Genomic DNA, 16,910 nt, shown 5'->3' with positions numbered 1-16,910 from the left:
CCCCTTTATTTTATCGGTTTAAGCCAGGCTCTGATTTACTGCCTGCAAAGCAGCTAATGGGTTTTCGGCCTGGGTAATTGGCCGGCCCATTACCAGGTAGCTTACACCGGCGTCGATGGCATCAACCGGTGTCATCACCCTTTTCTGATCGCCCACATCTGCCCCGGCAGGACGAATTCCCGGTGTGACTAACAGAAACTCGTCATTATGCGTTTCGCGTAACATTACAGCTTCTTTAGCAGAGCAAACAACACCATCCAGGCCACTGTCTGCGGTTAGCTGCGCAAGCTTTTTAACCTGCCCGGCTGGTGACACCTCTGGTACAACATCATTTAACTGCGCCTGATCCATACTGGTCAGCACCGTTACCGCAATCAGCTTGGTTTGCGGATGTGAAGACCCGGCAATAGCATTCTTAGCCGCTTTCATCATTTCCATTCCGCCACTGGCGTGAACATTTACCATCCATACGCCCATTTCCGCGGCCGCTTTACAAGCTTTGGCTACGGTGTTCGGGATATCATGAAATTTTAAATCCAAAAAAATATCAAACCCTCTGGCGATGAGCGATTTTACAAACTCAGGCCCGAACAGGGTAAACATCTCTTTGCCGACTTTAAGCTTACAGGCAGCAGGATCCAGTTGGTCTACCAGGGCCATAGCCTTATCAGCATCATCGAAATCCAATGCGACTATCACACGGGCTTCTTGGTTCATTCTCTTTACTCTCCGTCTAGACCTCTAATGGGGTTAACAACCCCCCACTTTTTACAGGATGGGCACAGCCAATATAGTTTGCGACCAGAAAAGCCGCAGCTTTTACAGCGGTATCTTGGTCGCTGCTCAATTTGTTTGGCAACCAGCAGTCTTAACTGCTGGTAAGTCGCCTTGGCATTGGCATCATCACTTAACTCACAGTACAACTGCATCAGGCGATGGAAGCCACGCATAGTAGGCGTTTTTTGCAGTTGTTCAAACAGATAATCAGCGGCATGCTGCACTTCCCCTTTATTGGAAAACACATCCACCATAGCCAGGTACAAGGTGGCACTTTGCACCCAGTTATCATTTAACAGTTGTTCGAATTTCTGCCAGTCACCGGTTTCACTGGCAATTTGCTCAAGTAGCGGTACCGCTTCGATAAACCAGTTTTTATCGCGATTAGCGACCTGCACCAGGTATTCACCAGCCTCTTTTAAGCGCCCCTGATCAAAGGTGACTTCACCCAACATTAACCATGGTCTGACGGCCTGTTCATCTACATTTACCGCCTTTTGTAACACCTTAAGCGCAGCGGGGATATCTTCATTATCCAGCTCAAGCTGTGCTTGTTCACAATAGAAATGGGCCAGCTTGCTACGAATGCTGTCGTTCTCGGCCAGCATTTTTTCAGCCAGCTCGATAGCACGGCCCCACTCTTTGGTGGTTTGATAAATGGCAAACAGCTGCTGCTGAGCAAACTCAAAATGCTTGTCGGAATTTAGCAAACTAACAAACGCGCCTTCTGCACGCTCAAGAAAACCCGCCTGCATATAATCCCTGCCCAGCTCTTTAAGCGCCAGCTCGCGCTGGGTAGACTGGATTTCGTCGCGGCTTACCAGGTTCTGGTGAACGCGGATGGCGCGGTCTATTTCGCCGCGCTGACGGTAAAAGTTGCCCATGGCGATATGGGTTTCCACCGTATCACTGTTAACGTTGATCATTTTAATCAACGTGTCTACAGCCCGGTCAGGCTGATCAGAGAGCAGGAAATTTAAACCACGAAAATAATGTTTGGAAAGAATACTGGATTGTTTACGCTGCGCCTGACGAACGCTGTTGCGGCCCATTATGTAACCATAACCGGCTGCTACTGGCAGCAGTAAGAATAACAGCTCCAGCATAGGCTTATTCTTTCTGCAGCTTGTTAAGCTTAGCCTGTGCCCGCATGAGCTTAACTCTGAGCGTAAGCCAACTGCTCAGAATAGCCAGAACGCCAACGACAACGCCTAGTCCTAATGCAATAGCAATCAGCGTGGCGACCGTCATATCAGCCTTAGCAATCAGGTAATTTACTGATATTACAGCATCATTTTGAGAACCAACGGCAATCGCCAGTACCAGAATCGCAATAATGCAGAGTAAAAATGCCAAGCCTTTCAAGTGCGTGATCCTAAATGAAGAAATTAAAATCAGGATAACAAAATGTGGATAGTGTTACAGCATTCACATACAAAAAAAGCACTGATAACAGTGCTTTTTATTTCTATCTGTGCAGATAATGATCAGGCGATTGATTCATTCACCCGGTCACGTAACTCTTTGCCAGGCTTAAAGTGCGGAACGTATTTACCGTCCAACTCCACCGTTTCGCCGGTTTTAGGGTTACGACCCACGCGAGGTGCGCGGTAATGCAAAGAAAAACTACCAAATCCACGGATTTCGATGCGATCACCTTTTTGTAAGGTTTGCGCCATCTGCTCCAACATTTCCTTGATAGCTGTTTCTAATTCTTTTGCCGGGATGTGGCGTGCCTGATCAGCGAGCCGCTCAATTAATTCAGACTTGGTCATGTGTAAACCTCTTTGTCATTCAATCCATCAAACAGCTACATCAACAGGTATACGGCATTTACCGTATACCTGATGTATCAAAAAGCTTATTCGCCTTTTGCTGCTTTGAAAGCTTCAGCCATCGCGTTTGCGAAGCCAGCGTCGTCTTGCTGGTTCACTTTGTCGATTGCTTCTTTCTCGTCAGCCTGGTCTTTCGCTTTAACAGACAGGTTTACGATGCGGTTCTTACGGTCAACACCGGTGTACTTCGCTTCGATGCTGTCGCCAACGTTAGCAACTTCAGACGCGTCTTCGATACGGTCGCGAGAAAGATCAGCTACACGGATGTAACCGTCAACTTCTTCAGCCAGGTTTACAGTAACGCCTTTGGCATCAACTGCTGTAACTGTACCAGTAACGATAGCACCTTTCTTGGTATCTGTCAGATACTTGTTGAACGGATCTTCTTCGATTTGCTTAACGCCTAAAGAAATACGCTCACGCTCTGGGTCGACTTGCAGAACAACTGCTGAGATCTCGTCGCCTTTCTTATAATCACGTACTGCGTCTTCACCAGACTTGTTCCATGAAATGTCAGACAGGTGAACCAGACCGTCGATGCCGCCGTCAAGGCCGATGAAGATACCGAAGTCAGTGATTGACTTGATCTTACCAGACACTTTGTCACCTTTTTCGTGTGACTTAGCGAAAGTTTCCCAAGGGTTATCGATGCACTGCTTAAGACCCAGAGAAATACGACGACGTTCTTCGTCGATTTCCAGAACCATAACTTCAACAGAATCGCCCAGGTTAACAACCTTAGATGGGTGGATGTTCTTGTTAGTCCAATCCATTTCAGAAACGTGAACCAGACCTTCGACACCGTCTTCGATCTCTACGAAACAACCGTAGTCAGTCAGGTTAGTTACCTGGCCAGTGATCTTAGTGCCTTCTGGGTAACGCTGTGCAATTTCTTGCCATGGATCGTTGCCCATTTGCTTCATGCCCAGAGATACACGTTGCTTTTCTTTGTCGAACTTCAGAACTTTAACGTTGATTTCGTCACCAACATTCACGATTTCGCTTGGGTGCTTAACGCGCTTCCAAGCCATGTCAGTGATGTGCAGCAGGCCGTCAACACCGCCCAGATCTACGAACGCACCGTAGTCTGTCAGGTTCTTAACGATACCTTTAACTTCGTGACCTTCTTCCAGGTTAGCCAGCAGCGTTTCACGCTCTGCACTGCTTTCTGCTTCGATAACAGCACGACGAGAAACAACAACGTTGTTACGCTTGGCGTCTAACTTGATTACTTTAAACTCAAGCTCTTTCCCTTCCAGGTGAGTGGTGTCGCGTACAGGGCGTACGTCAACCAGTGAACCTGGCAGGAATGCGCGAACACTGTTAACTTCAACAGTGAAACCGCCTTTAACTTTACCGTTGATAACGCCTTTGATAGTGGCTTTATCGTCGTAAGCTTTTTCCAGCTCAACCCACGCTTCGTGACGCTTAGCTTTTTCACGAGACAGGATAGTTTCACCAAAGCCGTCTTCAACAGCGTCTAACGCTACGTCGACTTCGTCACCGATTGCGATTTCTAATTCGCCTTCGGCATTTTTAAATTGTTCAGCTGGGATAGCACTTTCTGATTTGAGACCTGCGTCAACAAGAACGATGTCTTTATCAATTGAAACTACAGTACCCTTTACAATTGAACCTGGACGAGTTTCAAGTTCTTGTAAGCTCTCTTCAAAAAGTTGTGCAAAATTTTCAGTCATATGATTTAGTAAATAATTTAAGTTGACATCCACATTTCTATCCGGATAACGTGGGGTTATTAAACAAAGTCGTCACTCCCTGTGACAACGATTGCGATGGTGAAACCGACTCCGGCCTTACAGCCTGGAATTGATAATTTCCATTGCACTTTCAAAGACTTGGTTAATATCCAAATCTGTTGAATCGATCACTACAGCGTCTTCTGCCGGTACCAATGGCGCAATGGAACGATTCGCGTCGCGATCATCCCGGGCTTTGATATCGGTTAAAAGGCGCGCAATATTAACATCCAGACCTTTATCTTTCAACTGATTATAGCGACGCTCCGCGCGGGCTTCAGCGCTGGCGGTCAGGAATAATTTTACGTTGGCATCAGGGAACACTACGGTGCCCATATCACGACCGTCGGCCACCAGGCCGGGATCTTGCTGAAACGCACGCTGGCGGCGTAACAGCGCCTCGCGAACCCTGGCAAGGGACGCAATTTGTGACGCTACAGCGCCGACTTCTTCGGTGCGAATATCGTCAGTGACGTCTTCACCTTCCAGCACTACACGGCGCTGCTCGTTGTCAATTTCAAAACTGACGTCAAGGCCAGAGGCCAGCGGAACAACAGCACTTTCATCGTCGATCGGAAGATCATGATGCATGGCGGCAACGGCCAGTACGCGGTAAATTGCGCCACTGTCCAGTAAGTGCCAGCCGAGCTTTTCTGCGATTAATGCGCTTAGTGTGCCTTTCCCTGCCCCACTAGGACCATCTACCGTTACTACGGGTATTGGATGCATACCTGCTCCATTTATTTAATAAAATGTTAATAACAACTCGAAAACGGCGGCAATTATACCCGTGTAAGCTCAATTGGCAATGATACACGTCAATAAATACCCGGGCATAATACCTAAGTCTGTAGCGAATGCACGCTGGCCCTGAGACCAGCGCAATTGATAGTAGAGAATAATTCTGTCTTAACGATGACAGATTGTGGCAAAGCGGGTGAAATAATCGGGGAAAGTTTTGGCGGTACAACCCGGATCGTTAATCGTTACCGGTGTATCACTTAAAGATACCAGTGAAAAACACATGGCAATGCGGTGATCGTTATAGGTATCAATAGCAGCATGTTGTAATACAGCGCCAGGCGTTACCCGAATATAATCGTGCCCTTCTTCTACTTCCACACCCAGTTTACGTAGCTCAGTGGCCATTGCAAATAACCGGTCGGTTTCTTTTACCCGCCAGTTATAAATGTTACGGATGCAGGTTTCCCCTTCGGCAAATAACGCCGTGGTCGCAATAGTCATGGCAGCATCCGGGATATGGTTCATATCCATGTCCACGCCTTTAAGCGGCGCACCATGAATAACAATACAATCGTCAAACCATTCAACTTTAGCCCCCATGGCTTCAAGCACATCAGCAAAACGAATGTCACCCTGGATGCTTTGTTTGCCAATTCCAGTGACCTTGACCGTACCGCCTTTAATAGCGCCGGCTGCCAGGAAATAAGATGCAGATGATGCATCTCCTTCTACCATAAAGGTTTTAGGTGCCACATACTGCTGCCCGGCTTTGATCACAAAGCGCTGATAATCCTGATTTTCTACCGACACGCCAAATTTGGCCATGGTATCCAGGGTAATGTCGATATAAGGCTTCGACACTAACTCGCCTTTAATGGCGATAGTGGTGTCTTCGCTAAACAACGGAGCCGCCATTAACAGGGCCGTCAAAAACTGGCTCGACACACTGCCATCCACAGACAACTCGCCACCCTTTAACTGGCTACCGGTGATTTTAAGCGGCGGATAACCGGCATTTTTTAAATACTCAATATCCGCCCCTGCGTCCAGCAGCGCATCAACCAGGTCGCCGATGGGGCGTTCTTCCATCCGTGGTTCGCCGGTTAATTCAACCGTTACGTTCGAGGCGGCCAGTGCAGCACATAAAGGGCGCATGGCGGTACCGGCATTACCTAAAAACAAGCTGAGCGGTTTATCAACCGAAAACGCGCCGCCTAAGCCGGTAACCTTACACTCGGTTTTGTCATCGCTTAAGCTGTATTCAACACCCAGTAATTTGAGGGCATCCAGCATATGGCGGATATCGTCACTATCGAGCAGATTAGTCAGGCGGGTTTCGCCCTTCGCCAGTGCCGCAAGTAGCAAGGCCCGGTTAGACAGACTCTTTGAGCCCGGCACGTTGACGGTACCGTCGATTTTGTTGACCGGCTGTAACGTTAACTGCTCTACACTCATGCGTGATGCTCCTCGAAGTCTTTCATAAAGCTCACCAGGGCTTCTACCCCTTCAATAGACATGGCGTTATAAATACTGGCACGCATACCCCCTACCGAGCGGTGACCTTTAAGGGCCATTAAACCGGCTTGTTTAGATTTTTCCAGGAACACTTTATCCAGTGCCGGATCGGCCAGATGGAAAGGAACGTTCATAATTGAACGGTTTTCCGGATGTACATTGTTGCGGTAGAACGACGAGTCGTCGATGGCTTTATACAACGTGTCTGCCTTATGCTGATTGAGGCTGGCCATGGCTTCAACGCCACCCTGAGCTTTCAGCCATTTAAATACCAGCCCCGCCAGATACCAGGAAAAGGTGGGCGGTGTGTTATACATGGAGTCATTTTTGGCCATCAGTTCGTAATCGAAGATCGACGGCGTACTCTGACGAGCCTTACCTACCAGATCTTCGCGAACAATCACTACCGATAAGCCGGACGGGCCAATGTTCTTTTGCGCACCGGCATAGATAATACCGTATTTGCTCACATCCACCGGACCAGACAAAATATTCGACGACATATCGGCTACCAGAGGCACTTCACCGGCTTCCGGCAACCATTTGTAGGCAATGCCATCCACGGTTTCATTCGGGCAGAAATGCAGATACGCCGCGCTTTGATCGATGTCGGCGGCTGCCGGCTTAGGCATAAACTGATAGCCGTTATGATCAACGACCTCACCAATCACTTTGGCATTATTATACTTTGAAGCTTCTGCAACCGCGCCCTTAGACCAGGAACCACTCACCAGATGCAGTGAAGTATCGTCCTGTTTTGAAATATTCAGCGGTACCGCTGCAAACTGCCCGCGCCCGCCGCCTTGCAGAAACAGGACCTTGTAGTTTTCCGGTACGTTCATCAGGTCACGCAGGTCTTGTTCCGCTGTTGCGGCAATTTCGATAAAGTCTGCACCGCGGTGACTCACTTCCATCACTGAGCAACCACTGTCACGCCAGTTAATAAATTCCTGTTGTGCCTGCGCCATCACTGCGGGCGGCAGCATGGCCGGGCCAGCACTAAAATTGAATACGTTTTTCATGAGCTTCTTAAATACTGTCAGGAAGCATTAGTACCCGCCAGCAATATTCATACTGGTGACATAATGCTTACATACACTAAAAAACAAGCGGCACTAAGAGCCGCTTGCGATGCTTGTTGTATCCTTTAACGCAGGATTATTCGTCTGTCGTTGACTCATCTGCGCCGTCTTGTGCGGCATTGGTATCGACGGCTTCGGCTTCGTCGCCCTCGTCTTCGATTAATTCAGCGTCTTCGATTTCTTCGATGCGTTGTAATGCAACCAGTTGCTCGTTATCACCGGTACGGATCAGTCTTACCCCCTGGGTATTTCGTCCAACGGTCGACACTTCACTCACGCGGGTTCTTACCAGCGTACCGGCATTACTGATCAGCATGATTTCGTCGTTTTCATCTACCTGTACCGCCCCGACAACCTTGCCGTTACGATCAGAGACTTTAATCGACACTACACCCTGAGTAGCACGGCTCTTGGCCGGGTAATCTTCCAGCGGCGTACGTTTACCATACCCGTTTTCAGTAGCTGTCAGCACCGCACCGTCACCACGAGGTACGATTAGCGACACGACTTTCTGGCCATCTGGCATCTTAATACCACGAACACCTGTAGCAGTTCGACCCATTGGACGCAGCGCCAGCAGCTCTTCACCGGTTTCAGGATCCAGTTTAACCGCGCCGGTTTCAGAATCACGCAGTTTCTCGTTAAAGCGAACAACCTTACCGGCGTCCGAGAACAGCATGATGTCGTCATCCCCATGGGTAATCGCTACACCAATCAGTTCGTCACCTTCATTGAGGTTAACGGCAATGATACCGCTTGAACGAGGACGTGAGTACATGGTCAGGCTGGTTTTTTTCACCACACCATTGGCCGTAGCCATCAGGACAAACTTGTCTTCCTCGAATTCCTTAATCGGCAGGATCGCGGTGATACGCTCATCATCTTCCAGTGGCAGAATGTTTACAATCGGACGACCACGGGCATTACGGCTGGCCAGAGGTAATTGATAGACCTTCAGCCAGTACAGTCGGCCACGGGTTGAGAAGCACAGGATATGATCGTGAGTGTTGGCAACCAGCAGCTTGTCGATGAAATCTTCGTCTTTCATCTTAGTAGCTGACTTGCCTCGGCCACCACGACGCTGCGCTTCGTATTCAGATAATTTCTGGTACTTCACGTAACCTTCGTGAGAAAGGGTTACCACCACTTCTTCACGTTCAATCAGATCTTCTAAATCAATATCGTGGCTGGCTGCAGTGATTTCGGTACGGCGCTCATCGCCGAATTCGTCACGGACTTTTTCCAGCTCTTCGCGAATGACTTCCATCAGGCGCTCAGGGCTACCCAGAATGTGCAGTAATTCAGCAATCAGCTCGAGCAGTTGCTTGTATTCGTCGAGGATTTTTTCGTGTTCAAGACCGGTTAACTTGTGTAAGCGCAGGTCCAGAATCGCCTGAGCCTGTTGCTCAGTCAGATAGTATTTGCCGTCGCGAATACCAAATTCCGGCTCCAGCCAGTCCGGGCGCGCCGCATCATTACCGGCACGTTGCAGCATTTCCGCTACATCACCCAGCTCCCAGCCAGAAGCCACTAACGCTTGTTTTGCTTCAGAAGGACTTGGTGAGGCTTTGATCAGCTCAATCACCGGATCGATGTTAACCAGTGCAATGGCCAGGCCTTCAAGGATATGGGCGCGGTCACGGGCTTTACGCAGCTCGTAGACTGTTCTGCGGGTAACCACTTCACGACGGTGCAGGATAAACGCCTGCAGGATTTCCTTAAGGTTAAACACTTTTGGCTGGTTGTTATCCAGCGCCACCATGTTAATACCGAATACGGTTTGTAACTGGGTATTGGCGTATAAGTGGTTAAGCAGCACTTCGGCTGACTCGTTGCGTTTAACTTCTACAACAATACGCATACCGTCTTTGTCAGACTCATCACGCAGTGCAGAGACGCCTTCAATACGTTTTTCTTTTACCAGCTCGGCAATCTTCTCGATTAAGCGGGCTTTATTTACCTGATACGGAATTTCCGTGACGATAATGGTTTCTTTGCCGTTATCTTCGGTTTCGATTTCGGCACGGGCACGCATGTAGATTTTACCACGACCGGTACGATAAGCATCGACGATACCTTTACGGCCACTGATTAAGGCAGCGGTTGGAAAATCCGGACCAGGAATGTGCTCCATCAACTGATCGACATCCAGTGACGGTTCGTCAATTAATGCAATACAGCCGTTTACAATTTCAGTGAGGTTATGCGGTGGAATGTTGGTTGCCATCCCTACGGCAATACCTGAAGACCCGTTTACCAACAGGTTAGGAATTTTGGTGGGTAACACATCCGGGATGTGTTCAGTGCCATCATAGTTAGGCACGAAGTCCACGGTTTCTTTGTCTAAATCAGCAAGCAGTTCGTGGGCAATTTTTGCCATCCGTACTTCGGTGTAACGCATTGCGGCGGCGGAATCGCCATCGACCGAACCAAAGTTACCCTGTCCGTCAACCAGCATGTAGCGTAAGGAGAAAGGCTGCGCCATCCGAACAATGGTATCGTATACGGCGGAATCACCGTGGGGGTGATATTTACCGATGACGTCACCCACTACACGGGCTGACTTTTTATAAGGTTTGTTAAAGTCATTCTTCAACTCATTCATGGCAAACAGTACACGGCGGTGTACCGGTTTTAAGCCATCACGTACGTCGGGCAGCGCGCGCCCAACGATAACGCTCATCGCATAATCCAGATACGACGTTTTGAGCTCTTCCTCTATATTAACGGGGAGAATTTCTTTGGCGTTATCAGTCATAAACTGCTTGGTCCCTTATTATAAGTTTGTCGCAATCCTGCAGATACCTGACGATCCTGCGTCCGGATCCCCTTGGATCACGCATTGGGGGTCTTCTAATTAACCAATGAGTTTATCACCCATATCAGCATTTATGTAGTGATTAATGCATCCTTACCTTCAGTTATCTCCTAAGCGTTTATTTTTTGCGCGATTGCAAAACCCAGCTGCAAATAAGCCATGTGCAGATTGCCGATTTACGGTAATGTAAAGCGGATTTTTAACTTCAGGTAAGATGAAAACTCACGCTCATGACAGAAACACAGCAAAATGTAGATCAAACGGAAATCGACAAGTTTTCTGAAATCGCTGCCCACTGGTGGGACCCACAAGGCCAGTTTAAACCTTTACATGCCATCAACCCATTACGCCTTTCCTTTATAGAAGAAAAGTGCGAAGGCCTATTTGGCAAGCGGATCCTCGATGTAGGCTGTGGCGGCGGCATTCTCGCTGAGTCACTGGCAGCACGAGGGGCCGAGGTTACCGGTATCGACATGGCCAGTGCCTCACTGGAAATTGCTCAGCTACACAGTCTGGAAACAGGTGTTAAAGTCGATTATCGCTGCGTGAGTGTGGAAACCCTGGCAGCCGAACAGCCTGAATCTTTCGACGTAGTAACCTGTATGGAGATGCTTGAGCATGTGCCCGACCCGGCTTCGGTGATCAGTGCCTGTGCCAAATTGGTTAAGCCTGGCGGCAAGGTGTTTTTTTCCACCTTAAACCGCAATCTTAAAGCTTATCTGATGGGCATTGTGGCAGCTGAGTACGTATTACAGTGGGTACCTAAGGGTACGCACCAGTATCAACGCTTTCTCAAACCGTCTGAGCTGATAAAAATTGCCGATCAGGCCGGTCTGTTTACCCGATCTGCCACTGGTTTGCATTTTGATCCCTTTAATCAGGCGTTCGTACTATCGGATCGGAATGTTGACGTCAACTACATTTTGCAATGTGAAAAATCTTGACGAAACACAATATATAGTGTCCATGTTTTTAGTTGGACACTATATATCGCATATTTATAAAAATTAAATATTCGGAATAAATTGTTTTAAGCGATCGCAAAAAAAATCTAAAGTGCTTGCATTCATTCAAATCTTGCTTTGTTCAAACCTAAAAGGTTAGTCAATACTAACCTTTTACCGGCCTTGTTTTGATCGATGAATTAAGCACCAGATATTGGGTTGCATTAAAGTCAAAACCTCACTATCTTGTGGTTATCCGATAGCAGTCTTGTTTAAAAAACCGGCTGATGCAGGTATTTCTCAGGCGGATTAAACATTCACGGATCGAAGCGATCGCCGATGGATCCCTTCGAAATTAATAATTTAAAACAAATCGGGCAGTGCAAACTTGCCCCGCGAATAGCGCTAACTGACAAACGGCCACTAAAATGAATAACAATTTATCTGTCACCAAACGCAATGGTGAAAAAGAGCCCATTGATCTGGAGAAAATTCACAAAGTTATTACCTGGGCAGCAAAGGGGCTGAACAATGTCTCAGTGTCACAGGTAGAAATAAAAGCCCACATTCAGTTTTACGACGGTATCAAAACCGCCGAGATCCATGAAACCCTCATTAAATCAGCAGCAGATCTGATTTCAACTGAAGCACCGGATTACCAGTACCTTGCAGCTCGTCTGGCGATTTTCCACCTACGTAAAAAGGCGTTTGGTGAATTTGAGCCACCGAAGTTGTTTAATCATGTGGCTCGTATGGTCGACATGGGTAAGTATGATACTCACTTGTTAGAAGACTACACGCCAGAAGAATTTGCCGAGATGGATAGTTATATCGATCACTGGCGTGACATGAACTTCAGCTATGCGGCCGTTAAACAGCTGGAAGGTAAATATCTGGTTCAGAACCGGGTAACCGGTGAGATCTACGAAAGCGCTCAGTTCCTGTATATTCTGGTAGCGGCCTGTTTGTTTGCCAACTACCCAAAAGAAACCCGTTTGCAATATGTTCGCCGTTTTTACGATGCAACGTCGACGTTTAAACTGTCGCTGCCTACCCCGATTATGTCGGGCGTACGTACCCCTACCCGTCAGTTCAGCTCTTGTGTATTAATTGAAACCGGCGACAGCCTCGACTCAATTAATGCCACCGCCAGTGCTATTGTTAAGTACGTCAGCCAACGTGCCGGTATCGGTGTCAATGCTGGCCGTATCCGTGCACTGGGCAGCCCCATTCGCGGCGGTGAAGCTTTCCACACGGGCTGTATTCCTTTTTATAAGTACTTCCAGACGGCGGTTAAGAGCTGCTCTCAGGGTGGTGTTCGTGGTGGTGCAGCAACGCTGTTTTATCCATTGTGGCACATGGAAGTTGAATCACTGCTGGTACTCAAAAATAACCGTGGTGTAGAAGAAAACCGTGTACGTCACCTCGACTACGGCGTTCAGTTTAACAAGCTGATGTACCAGCGCATGATGAAAGATGACTACATCACGCTGTTCAGCCCATCGGATGTACCTGGTCTGTACGATGCGTTCTTTGCCGACCAGCCTAAGTTTGAAGAGCTGTACGTTAAGTACGAACAGGATGAGTCAATCCGCAAAAAACGTATTAAAGCCATGGAACTGTTTGGCTTGTTTATGCAGGAACGAGCCAGCACTGGCCGTATTTATCTGCAGAACGTGGATCACTGTAATACGCATAGCCCGTTCGATCCGAAAGTTGCGCCGGTTCGTCAGAGTAACCTGTGCCTGGAAATCGCGCTGCCAACCAAGCCGTTGGAGCACGTTAACGACGAAAACGGTGAAATTGCGTTATGTACGCTGTCGGCCTTTAACTTAGGCGCCATTAAGTCTCTGGATGAGTTTGAGGAACTGTCAGACCTGGCGGTTCGCGCACTCGACAGTCTGCTGGATTATCAGGATTATCCGGTACCTGCTGCTTACAACGCCACTATGGGTCGTCGTACGCTGGGTATTGGTGTAATTAACTTTGCCTACTATCTGGCGAAGAACGGCGTGAAGTACTCAGACTTCAGCGCTAACAGTCTGGTACATAAAACCTTTGAAGCCATGCAGTATCACCTGCTTAAGGCATCAAACAACCTGGCTAAAGAAAAAGGCGCATGTCCTAAGTTTAACGAAACCACGTATTCTCAGGGTGTACTGCCAATCGATACCTATAAAAAGGATTTGGATTCAGTTTGCAACGAACCGCTGCATTTAGACTGGGAAGGCCTGCGTAAAGACATCGTAGAACACGGCTTACGTAACTCTACCCTGTCGGCACTGATGCCATCAGAAACTTCATCGCAGATCTCCAACGCCACCAATGGCATTGAGCCACCGCGTGGCCATATCAGCGTTAAGTCCAGTAAAGACGGCGTTCTTAAGCAGGTTGTACCGGAATATGAGCGTTTGAAAGACCAGTACGAACTGTTGTGGGATATCCCCTCTAACGATGGTTACCTGCAGTTATGCGGTATCATGCAGAAGTTTGTCGACCAGACGATTTCTGCCAATACCAGCTATAACCCGTCTATGTATGAGAACAGCAAGGTGCCTATGCGTTTATTGCTGAAAGACCTGCTGACCGCATACAAACTGGGCGTGAAAACGCTGTATTACCATAACACCCGTGATGGTGCTGCCGATGCGCCGGTTGGAACAACCAGCGCCGCAGCAGCGAAACCTGCCGCTCAGGAAGTCGTGATTGAAGAAGACGACGATTGCGCCGGCGGTGCTTGTAAAATATGAGGACTCACTTTTTTCGAATGTAACATTTTTGTGGATAAAAACATTATTATTCATTTGGATCAATAGGTTAATTGAAAAGGGTGCATAACCCTTTTCTTTTTTACATTGACAAGATATATTTCTCGTGTTTAATTTGTAACACTATGATGAATTATCGTGTTAGATCTATTCCACATCCTCAGTATAGCAATCAGCTTTTGCCTCTTCTGGTGAATATGCGAAACTGTCAACTTCCTGAACCATCGGCTGCATTATGGGGATGGAACCTTTGGTTGTCCCAGAAATACAACACAGCAAAAAATCGTCTACATGATTTGTGCATATTCTATGAGTATGTAGATAGGCACTATCCTTTGTTTTTTGAAGATGCGGCGAAGCTCAATATCATGACAAGACGTCAAACGAACGACCTCGCTTCATTTCTACTGATCAACTTCGATTATGATGTTGAAGACGGGGTACAAGTTAGTGCGAGCACGTTCAATAGGCGCATCGATTCAATAATGCTGTTTTTGCAATACCATTACAGTCGCTACATCGAAAAAATAGTAGTTTCAGATACGGCCGACGCGCTAAGTCGAACGGTATCCAGAATCAATGCCCACCTAGCAAAAAAGCGATTCAGTGCGGCAGAAGTCGAGAATCAAACAAAACAAACCAAACCACTTGAAGTCGAACAGATTAATATTATCCGAGATATTGTTCGCCCTTCTGATGATAATTTTATTAACGAAATAAATCCCTTTAGAAAATCATTGCAACGCCGCAACGCTTGTTTGGTGATGTTGTTATGTGAGCTAGGATGTCGCGCCTCAGAGCTGATATTGATTCGCAATAATGATAATGACCTTAAGCTTACAACCAACCCCACGATTGTTATTCAACAAGAAAATCGGAATACCAATCATTTCAGGGGGCGGAAAGACGGAGCATCACATAAAACGCGAGGGAGAGAGTTGCCGATCTCACAGGGTCTTGCTTCGCTCCTAATACAGTACATCGAGGAAGATAGACCATTGCTACGAAAATCCTACAATGGTTCGCTGACACAATATCTATTCATCAGTGACCAAGATGGCGGTCCAATGACAACGAAAGGTCTAATGTACGTGATTAATAGTCTATATCGTAAAACGCCTAGCTTGAAGCAAGTCATACACCCACATCAGTTTCGAGTGACAAGGGGCGGCCAGCTCAGAGATGGTATCGATAAGAATTATGAAGGGGCGAATTCTCCGATGATTAAAGCTGGCGATATGCAGGATACACTCACTACTTGGGGTGGTTGGTCATCTACTAGTTTAATGCCCAAACGCTATACCAACGCCATTCTCCAAAAACGAATCCGAGCCTATCTTGCAGGAAAAGAAGTAGATTAAATGGGACATGCACAAACCAAATATTTAAATCCTAACCAACTCGACGTATATCAAGACATCTATGATGTTGTTGAGAAATTGAATGGTGACTATGAACCTTTCCCTACAGAGATAGAAACCTTTCATGGGCAAAGGATTTCACTAAGAGATAGCAATGGCTACTTAGTAAATCAGCATCGCGTAATAAACCTCGGTAAAGATGAAAAGTTTTATAAGATAAGTGACAACTATTCTAGCTATCTGTACTTAAACTTTATCGCAGTTCACTGCTGGATTGATACAGCGGTAATACGCTCCCCAGCATCACTAAATCATATCAGTGTTGGTTTTAATGCACTTGGCGAAATATCACTAAGTGATAAGGCATTTAGTTCAGAAAATGCATTCTCAAAGGAGATTGCGGCGCAGCTATCCGCTATAATTATCAAGAACAAAGACGACCAACTGCGTATTAGGCATTTCCCGATCACTAATTCCGGCCTCTCGATCACCCCAATTCTGATACACCCGATCACTGGTATTATGGCTTGCCCGATCAGTAGTTGTGGCAGACCGCAGTCTGCCACAGGTATTTACCTCATGGTTTGTTGCTTTCTCATTGACTCCCCAGTGAGGGTTATCCGGTGAGCATTGTGGATGAGGCGATCTAGTAGCGCATCGGCAACCGTGCCGTTACTTATCATTGAATGCCATTGCTCTACAGGTAGCTGACTACAGATGATGGTGCTACTTACGCCGTGCCTGTCTTCTACCACCTCCAGTAAGTCTGTTGCCTGTTTGACGGTGAGTTTTTCCAGTCCCCAGTCATCCAGGATCAGTAGCTGTTGTTTCGCTATCGTTGCTAGCTGCTTGGTGTAACTGCCATCAGCGTGGCCGATGTGTAAGTGCTCGTTTAATCGTGGTAATCGCCAGTAACCAACACGTATTCCCTGGCGACACGCTTGTTCACCAAGCGCACAAGCTACATAGGTTTTACCGCCACCTGTGGCTCCGGTAACAATGATATTCTGATGATGACTAAGATATCCGCCATTTAATAAATCGGCCATTCTTGGCTTTTGTAATCCGCGGCCATTGTCGTATGACAGTTCTTCCGGTGTTGCATTTAACCTGAGTCGTGCCTGTTTACGAAGTCGGTTGATGCGGTTTGTCCGTCTTTGGTTCATTTCATGGTCAACCAGCAGGGACAACCGTTCCTCGAAGGCTAATTCACAGTAGGTGTTGGGTTGAGCGCGTTGCTGTTTTAACATATCCGCAATCCCTGTCATGCGCAGTTGCTGTAATTGTTGGATGAGTAGATCGTTCATTT

14 protein-coding genes are annotated in these 16,910 nt (G+C 47.3%); 4 read left to right on the top strand and 10 right to left on the bottom strand.

The annotated features are described in order from the left end of the window. Nucleotides 1-18: 18 nt before the first annotated feature. From pyrF to gyrA, 9 genes are all read right to left on the bottom strand, one after another. Complete coding sequence (gene pyrF, locus C6Y40_RS14930) at nt 19-717, bottom strand: orotidine-5'-phosphate decarboxylase (RefSeq protein WP_105935276.1); 699 nt, start codon at nt 715-717, stop codon at nt 19-21. A gap of 5 nt (nt 718-722) precedes the next feature. Further along, the gene (gene lapB / locus C6Y40_RS14925; protein ID WP_105935275.1) at nt 723-1,883 is read right to left on the bottom strand and encodes a lipopolysaccharide assembly protein LapB; all 1,161 of its coding nucleotides are present in this window, start codon (nt 1,881-1,883) and stop codon (nt 723-725) included. Nucleotides 1,884-1,887: 4 nt separating this feature from the next. Beyond that, nucleotides 1,888-2,142, bottom strand: coding sequence for a lipopolysaccharide assembly protein LapA domain-containing protein (locus C6Y40_RS14920; protein WP_105935274.1), 255 nt, complete (start codon nt 2,140-2,142; stop codon nt 1,888-1,890). 122 nt (nt 2,143-2,264) lie between these two features. Beyond that, a complete protein-coding gene (gene ihfB / locus C6Y40_RS14915; protein WP_070176179.1) occupies nt 2,265-2,552 on the bottom strand; it encodes an integration host factor subunit beta in 288 nt (95 codons plus the stop codon). Between the two features lie 86 nt (nt 2,553-2,638). Then, the gene (gene rpsA, locus C6Y40_RS14910) at nt 2,639-4,309 is read right to left on the bottom strand and encodes a 30S ribosomal protein S1 (protein ID WP_105935293.1); all 1,671 of its coding nucleotides are present in this window, start codon (nt 4,307-4,309) and stop codon (nt 2,639-2,641) included. Nucleotides 4,310-4,426: 117 nt separating this feature from the next. Continuing rightward, nucleotides 4,427-5,098, bottom strand: a complete 672-nt coding sequence (gene cmk / locus C6Y40_RS14905) for a (d)CMP kinase (RefSeq protein ID WP_105935273.1) — start codon at nt 5,096-5,098, stop codon at nt 4,427-4,429. 180 nt (nt 5,099-5,278) lie between these two features. After that, nucleotides 5,279-6,568 carry a 3-phosphoshikimate 1-carboxyvinyltransferase gene (gene aroA / locus C6Y40_RS14900; protein WP_105935272.1) on the bottom strand — a complete coding sequence of 430 codons (1,290 nt, stop codon included), beginning with the start codon at nt 6,566-6,568 and terminating at the stop codon, nt 5,279-5,281. After that, on the bottom strand, nt 6,565-7,650 hold the full coding sequence (gene serC, locus C6Y40_RS14895; RefSeq protein ID WP_105935271.1) for a 3-phosphoserine/phosphohydroxythreonine transaminase: 1,086 nt from the start codon (nt 7,648-7,650) through the stop codon (nt 6,565-6,567). Before serC ends, aroA begins: the two co-directional genes overlap by 4 nt. 136 nt (nt 7,651-7,786) lie before the next feature. Next, nucleotides 7,787-10,468, bottom strand: a complete 2,682-nt coding sequence (gene gyrA / locus C6Y40_RS14890; protein WP_105935270.1) for a DNA topoisomerase (ATP-hydrolyzing) subunit A — start codon at nt 10,466-10,468, stop codon at nt 7,787-7,789. A 290-nt stretch (nt 10,469-10,758) separates the two neighbouring features. Between gyrA and ubiG the strand changes: the two genes are divergently transcribed. From ubiG to C6Y40_RS24645, 4 genes are all read left to right on the top strand, one after another. Next, the gene (gene ubiG / locus C6Y40_RS14885; protein ID WP_105935269.1) at nt 10,759-11,472 is read left to right on the top strand and encodes a bifunctional 2-polyprenyl-6-hydroxyphenol methylase/3-demethylubiquinol 3-O-methyltransferase UbiG; all 714 of its coding nucleotides are present in this window, start codon (nt 10,759-10,761) and stop codon (nt 11,470-11,472) included. A 428-nt stretch (nt 11,473-11,900) separates the two neighbouring features. After that, entirely contained in the window at nt 11,901-14,222 is a 2,322-nt protein-coding gene (gene nrdA, locus C6Y40_RS14880; protein WP_105935268.1) for a class 1a ribonucleoside-diphosphate reductase subunit alpha, read from the top strand. 353 nt (nt 14,223-14,575) lie between these two features. Beyond that, nucleotides 14,576-15,601: a tyrosine-type recombinase/integrase gene (locus tag C6Y40_RS14875; RefSeq protein WP_170308509.1), complete on the top strand. Its 1,026-nt coding sequence runs from the start codon at nt 14,576-14,578 to the stop codon at nt 15,599-15,601. After that, nucleotides 15,602-16,228 (top strand): hypothetical protein, encoded by a 627-nt coding sequence (locus C6Y40_RS24645; RefSeq protein ID WP_146129582.1) that lies wholly within the window; start codon nt 15,602-15,604, stop codon nt 16,226-16,228. Here the strand turns inward: C6Y40_RS24645 and istB are convergent. After that, nucleotides 16,174-16,908: an IS21-like element helper ATPase IstB gene (istB, locus tag C6Y40_RS14870; protein WP_071979584.1), complete on the bottom strand. Its 735-nt coding sequence runs from the start codon at nt 16,906-16,908 to the stop codon at nt 16,174-16,176. The genes C6Y40_RS24645 and istB overlap by 55 nt on opposite strands. Nucleotides 16,909-16,910 lie beyond the last annotated feature (2 nt).

The organism is Marisediminitalea alba, from assembly GCF_002993365.1.
Taxonomy (GTDB): domain Bacteria; phylum Pseudomonadota; class Gammaproteobacteria; order Enterobacterales; family Alteromonadaceae; genus Alteromonas; species Alteromonas alba.
This window is presented reverse-complemented; position numbering and strand designations above follow the sequence as displayed.

Coding starts and splice junctions, on each gene's coding strand:
- cmk (WP_105935273.1), bottom strand. CDS start 5,098: ATGCATCCAATACCCGTAGTAACGGTAGATGGTCCTAGTGGGGCAGGG.
- ubiG (WP_105935269.1), top strand. CDS start 10,759: ATGACAGAAACACAGCAAAATGTAGATCAAACGGAAATCGACAAGTTT.
- lapB (WP_105935275.1), bottom strand. CDS start 1,883: ATGCTGGAGCTGTTATTCTTACTGCTGCCAGTAGCAGCCGGTTATGGT.
- rpsA (WP_105935293.1), bottom strand. CDS start 4,309: ATGACTGAAAATTTTGCACAACTTTTTGAAGAGAGCTTACAAGAACTT.
- pyrF (WP_105935276.1), bottom strand. CDS start 717: ATGAACCAAGAAGCCCGTGTGATAGTCGCATTGGATTTCGATGATGCT.
- ihfB (WP_070176179.1), bottom strand. CDS start 2,552: ATGACCAAGTCTGAATTAATTGAGCGGCTCGCTGATCAGGCACGCCAC.
- C6Y40_RS24645 (WP_146129582.1), top strand. CDS start 15,602: ATGGGACATGCACAAACCAAATATTTAAATCCTAACCAACTCGACGTA.
- istB (WP_071979584.1), bottom strand. CDS start 16,908: ATGAACGATCTACTCATCCAACAATTACAGCAACTGCGCATGACAGGG.
- gyrA (WP_105935270.1), bottom strand. CDS start 10,468: ATGACTGATAACGCCAAAGAAATTCTCCCCGTTAATATAGAGGAAGAG.
- aroA (WP_105935272.1), bottom strand. CDS start 6,568: ATGAGTGTAGAGCAGTTAACGTTACAGCCGGTCAACAAAATCGACGGT.
- serC (WP_105935271.1), bottom strand. CDS start 7,650: ATGAAAAACGTATTCAATTTTAGTGCTGGCCCGGCCATGCTGCCGCCC.
- nrdA (WP_105935268.1), top strand. CDS start 11,901: ATGAATAACAATTTATCTGTCACCAAACGCAATGGTGAAAAAGAGCCC.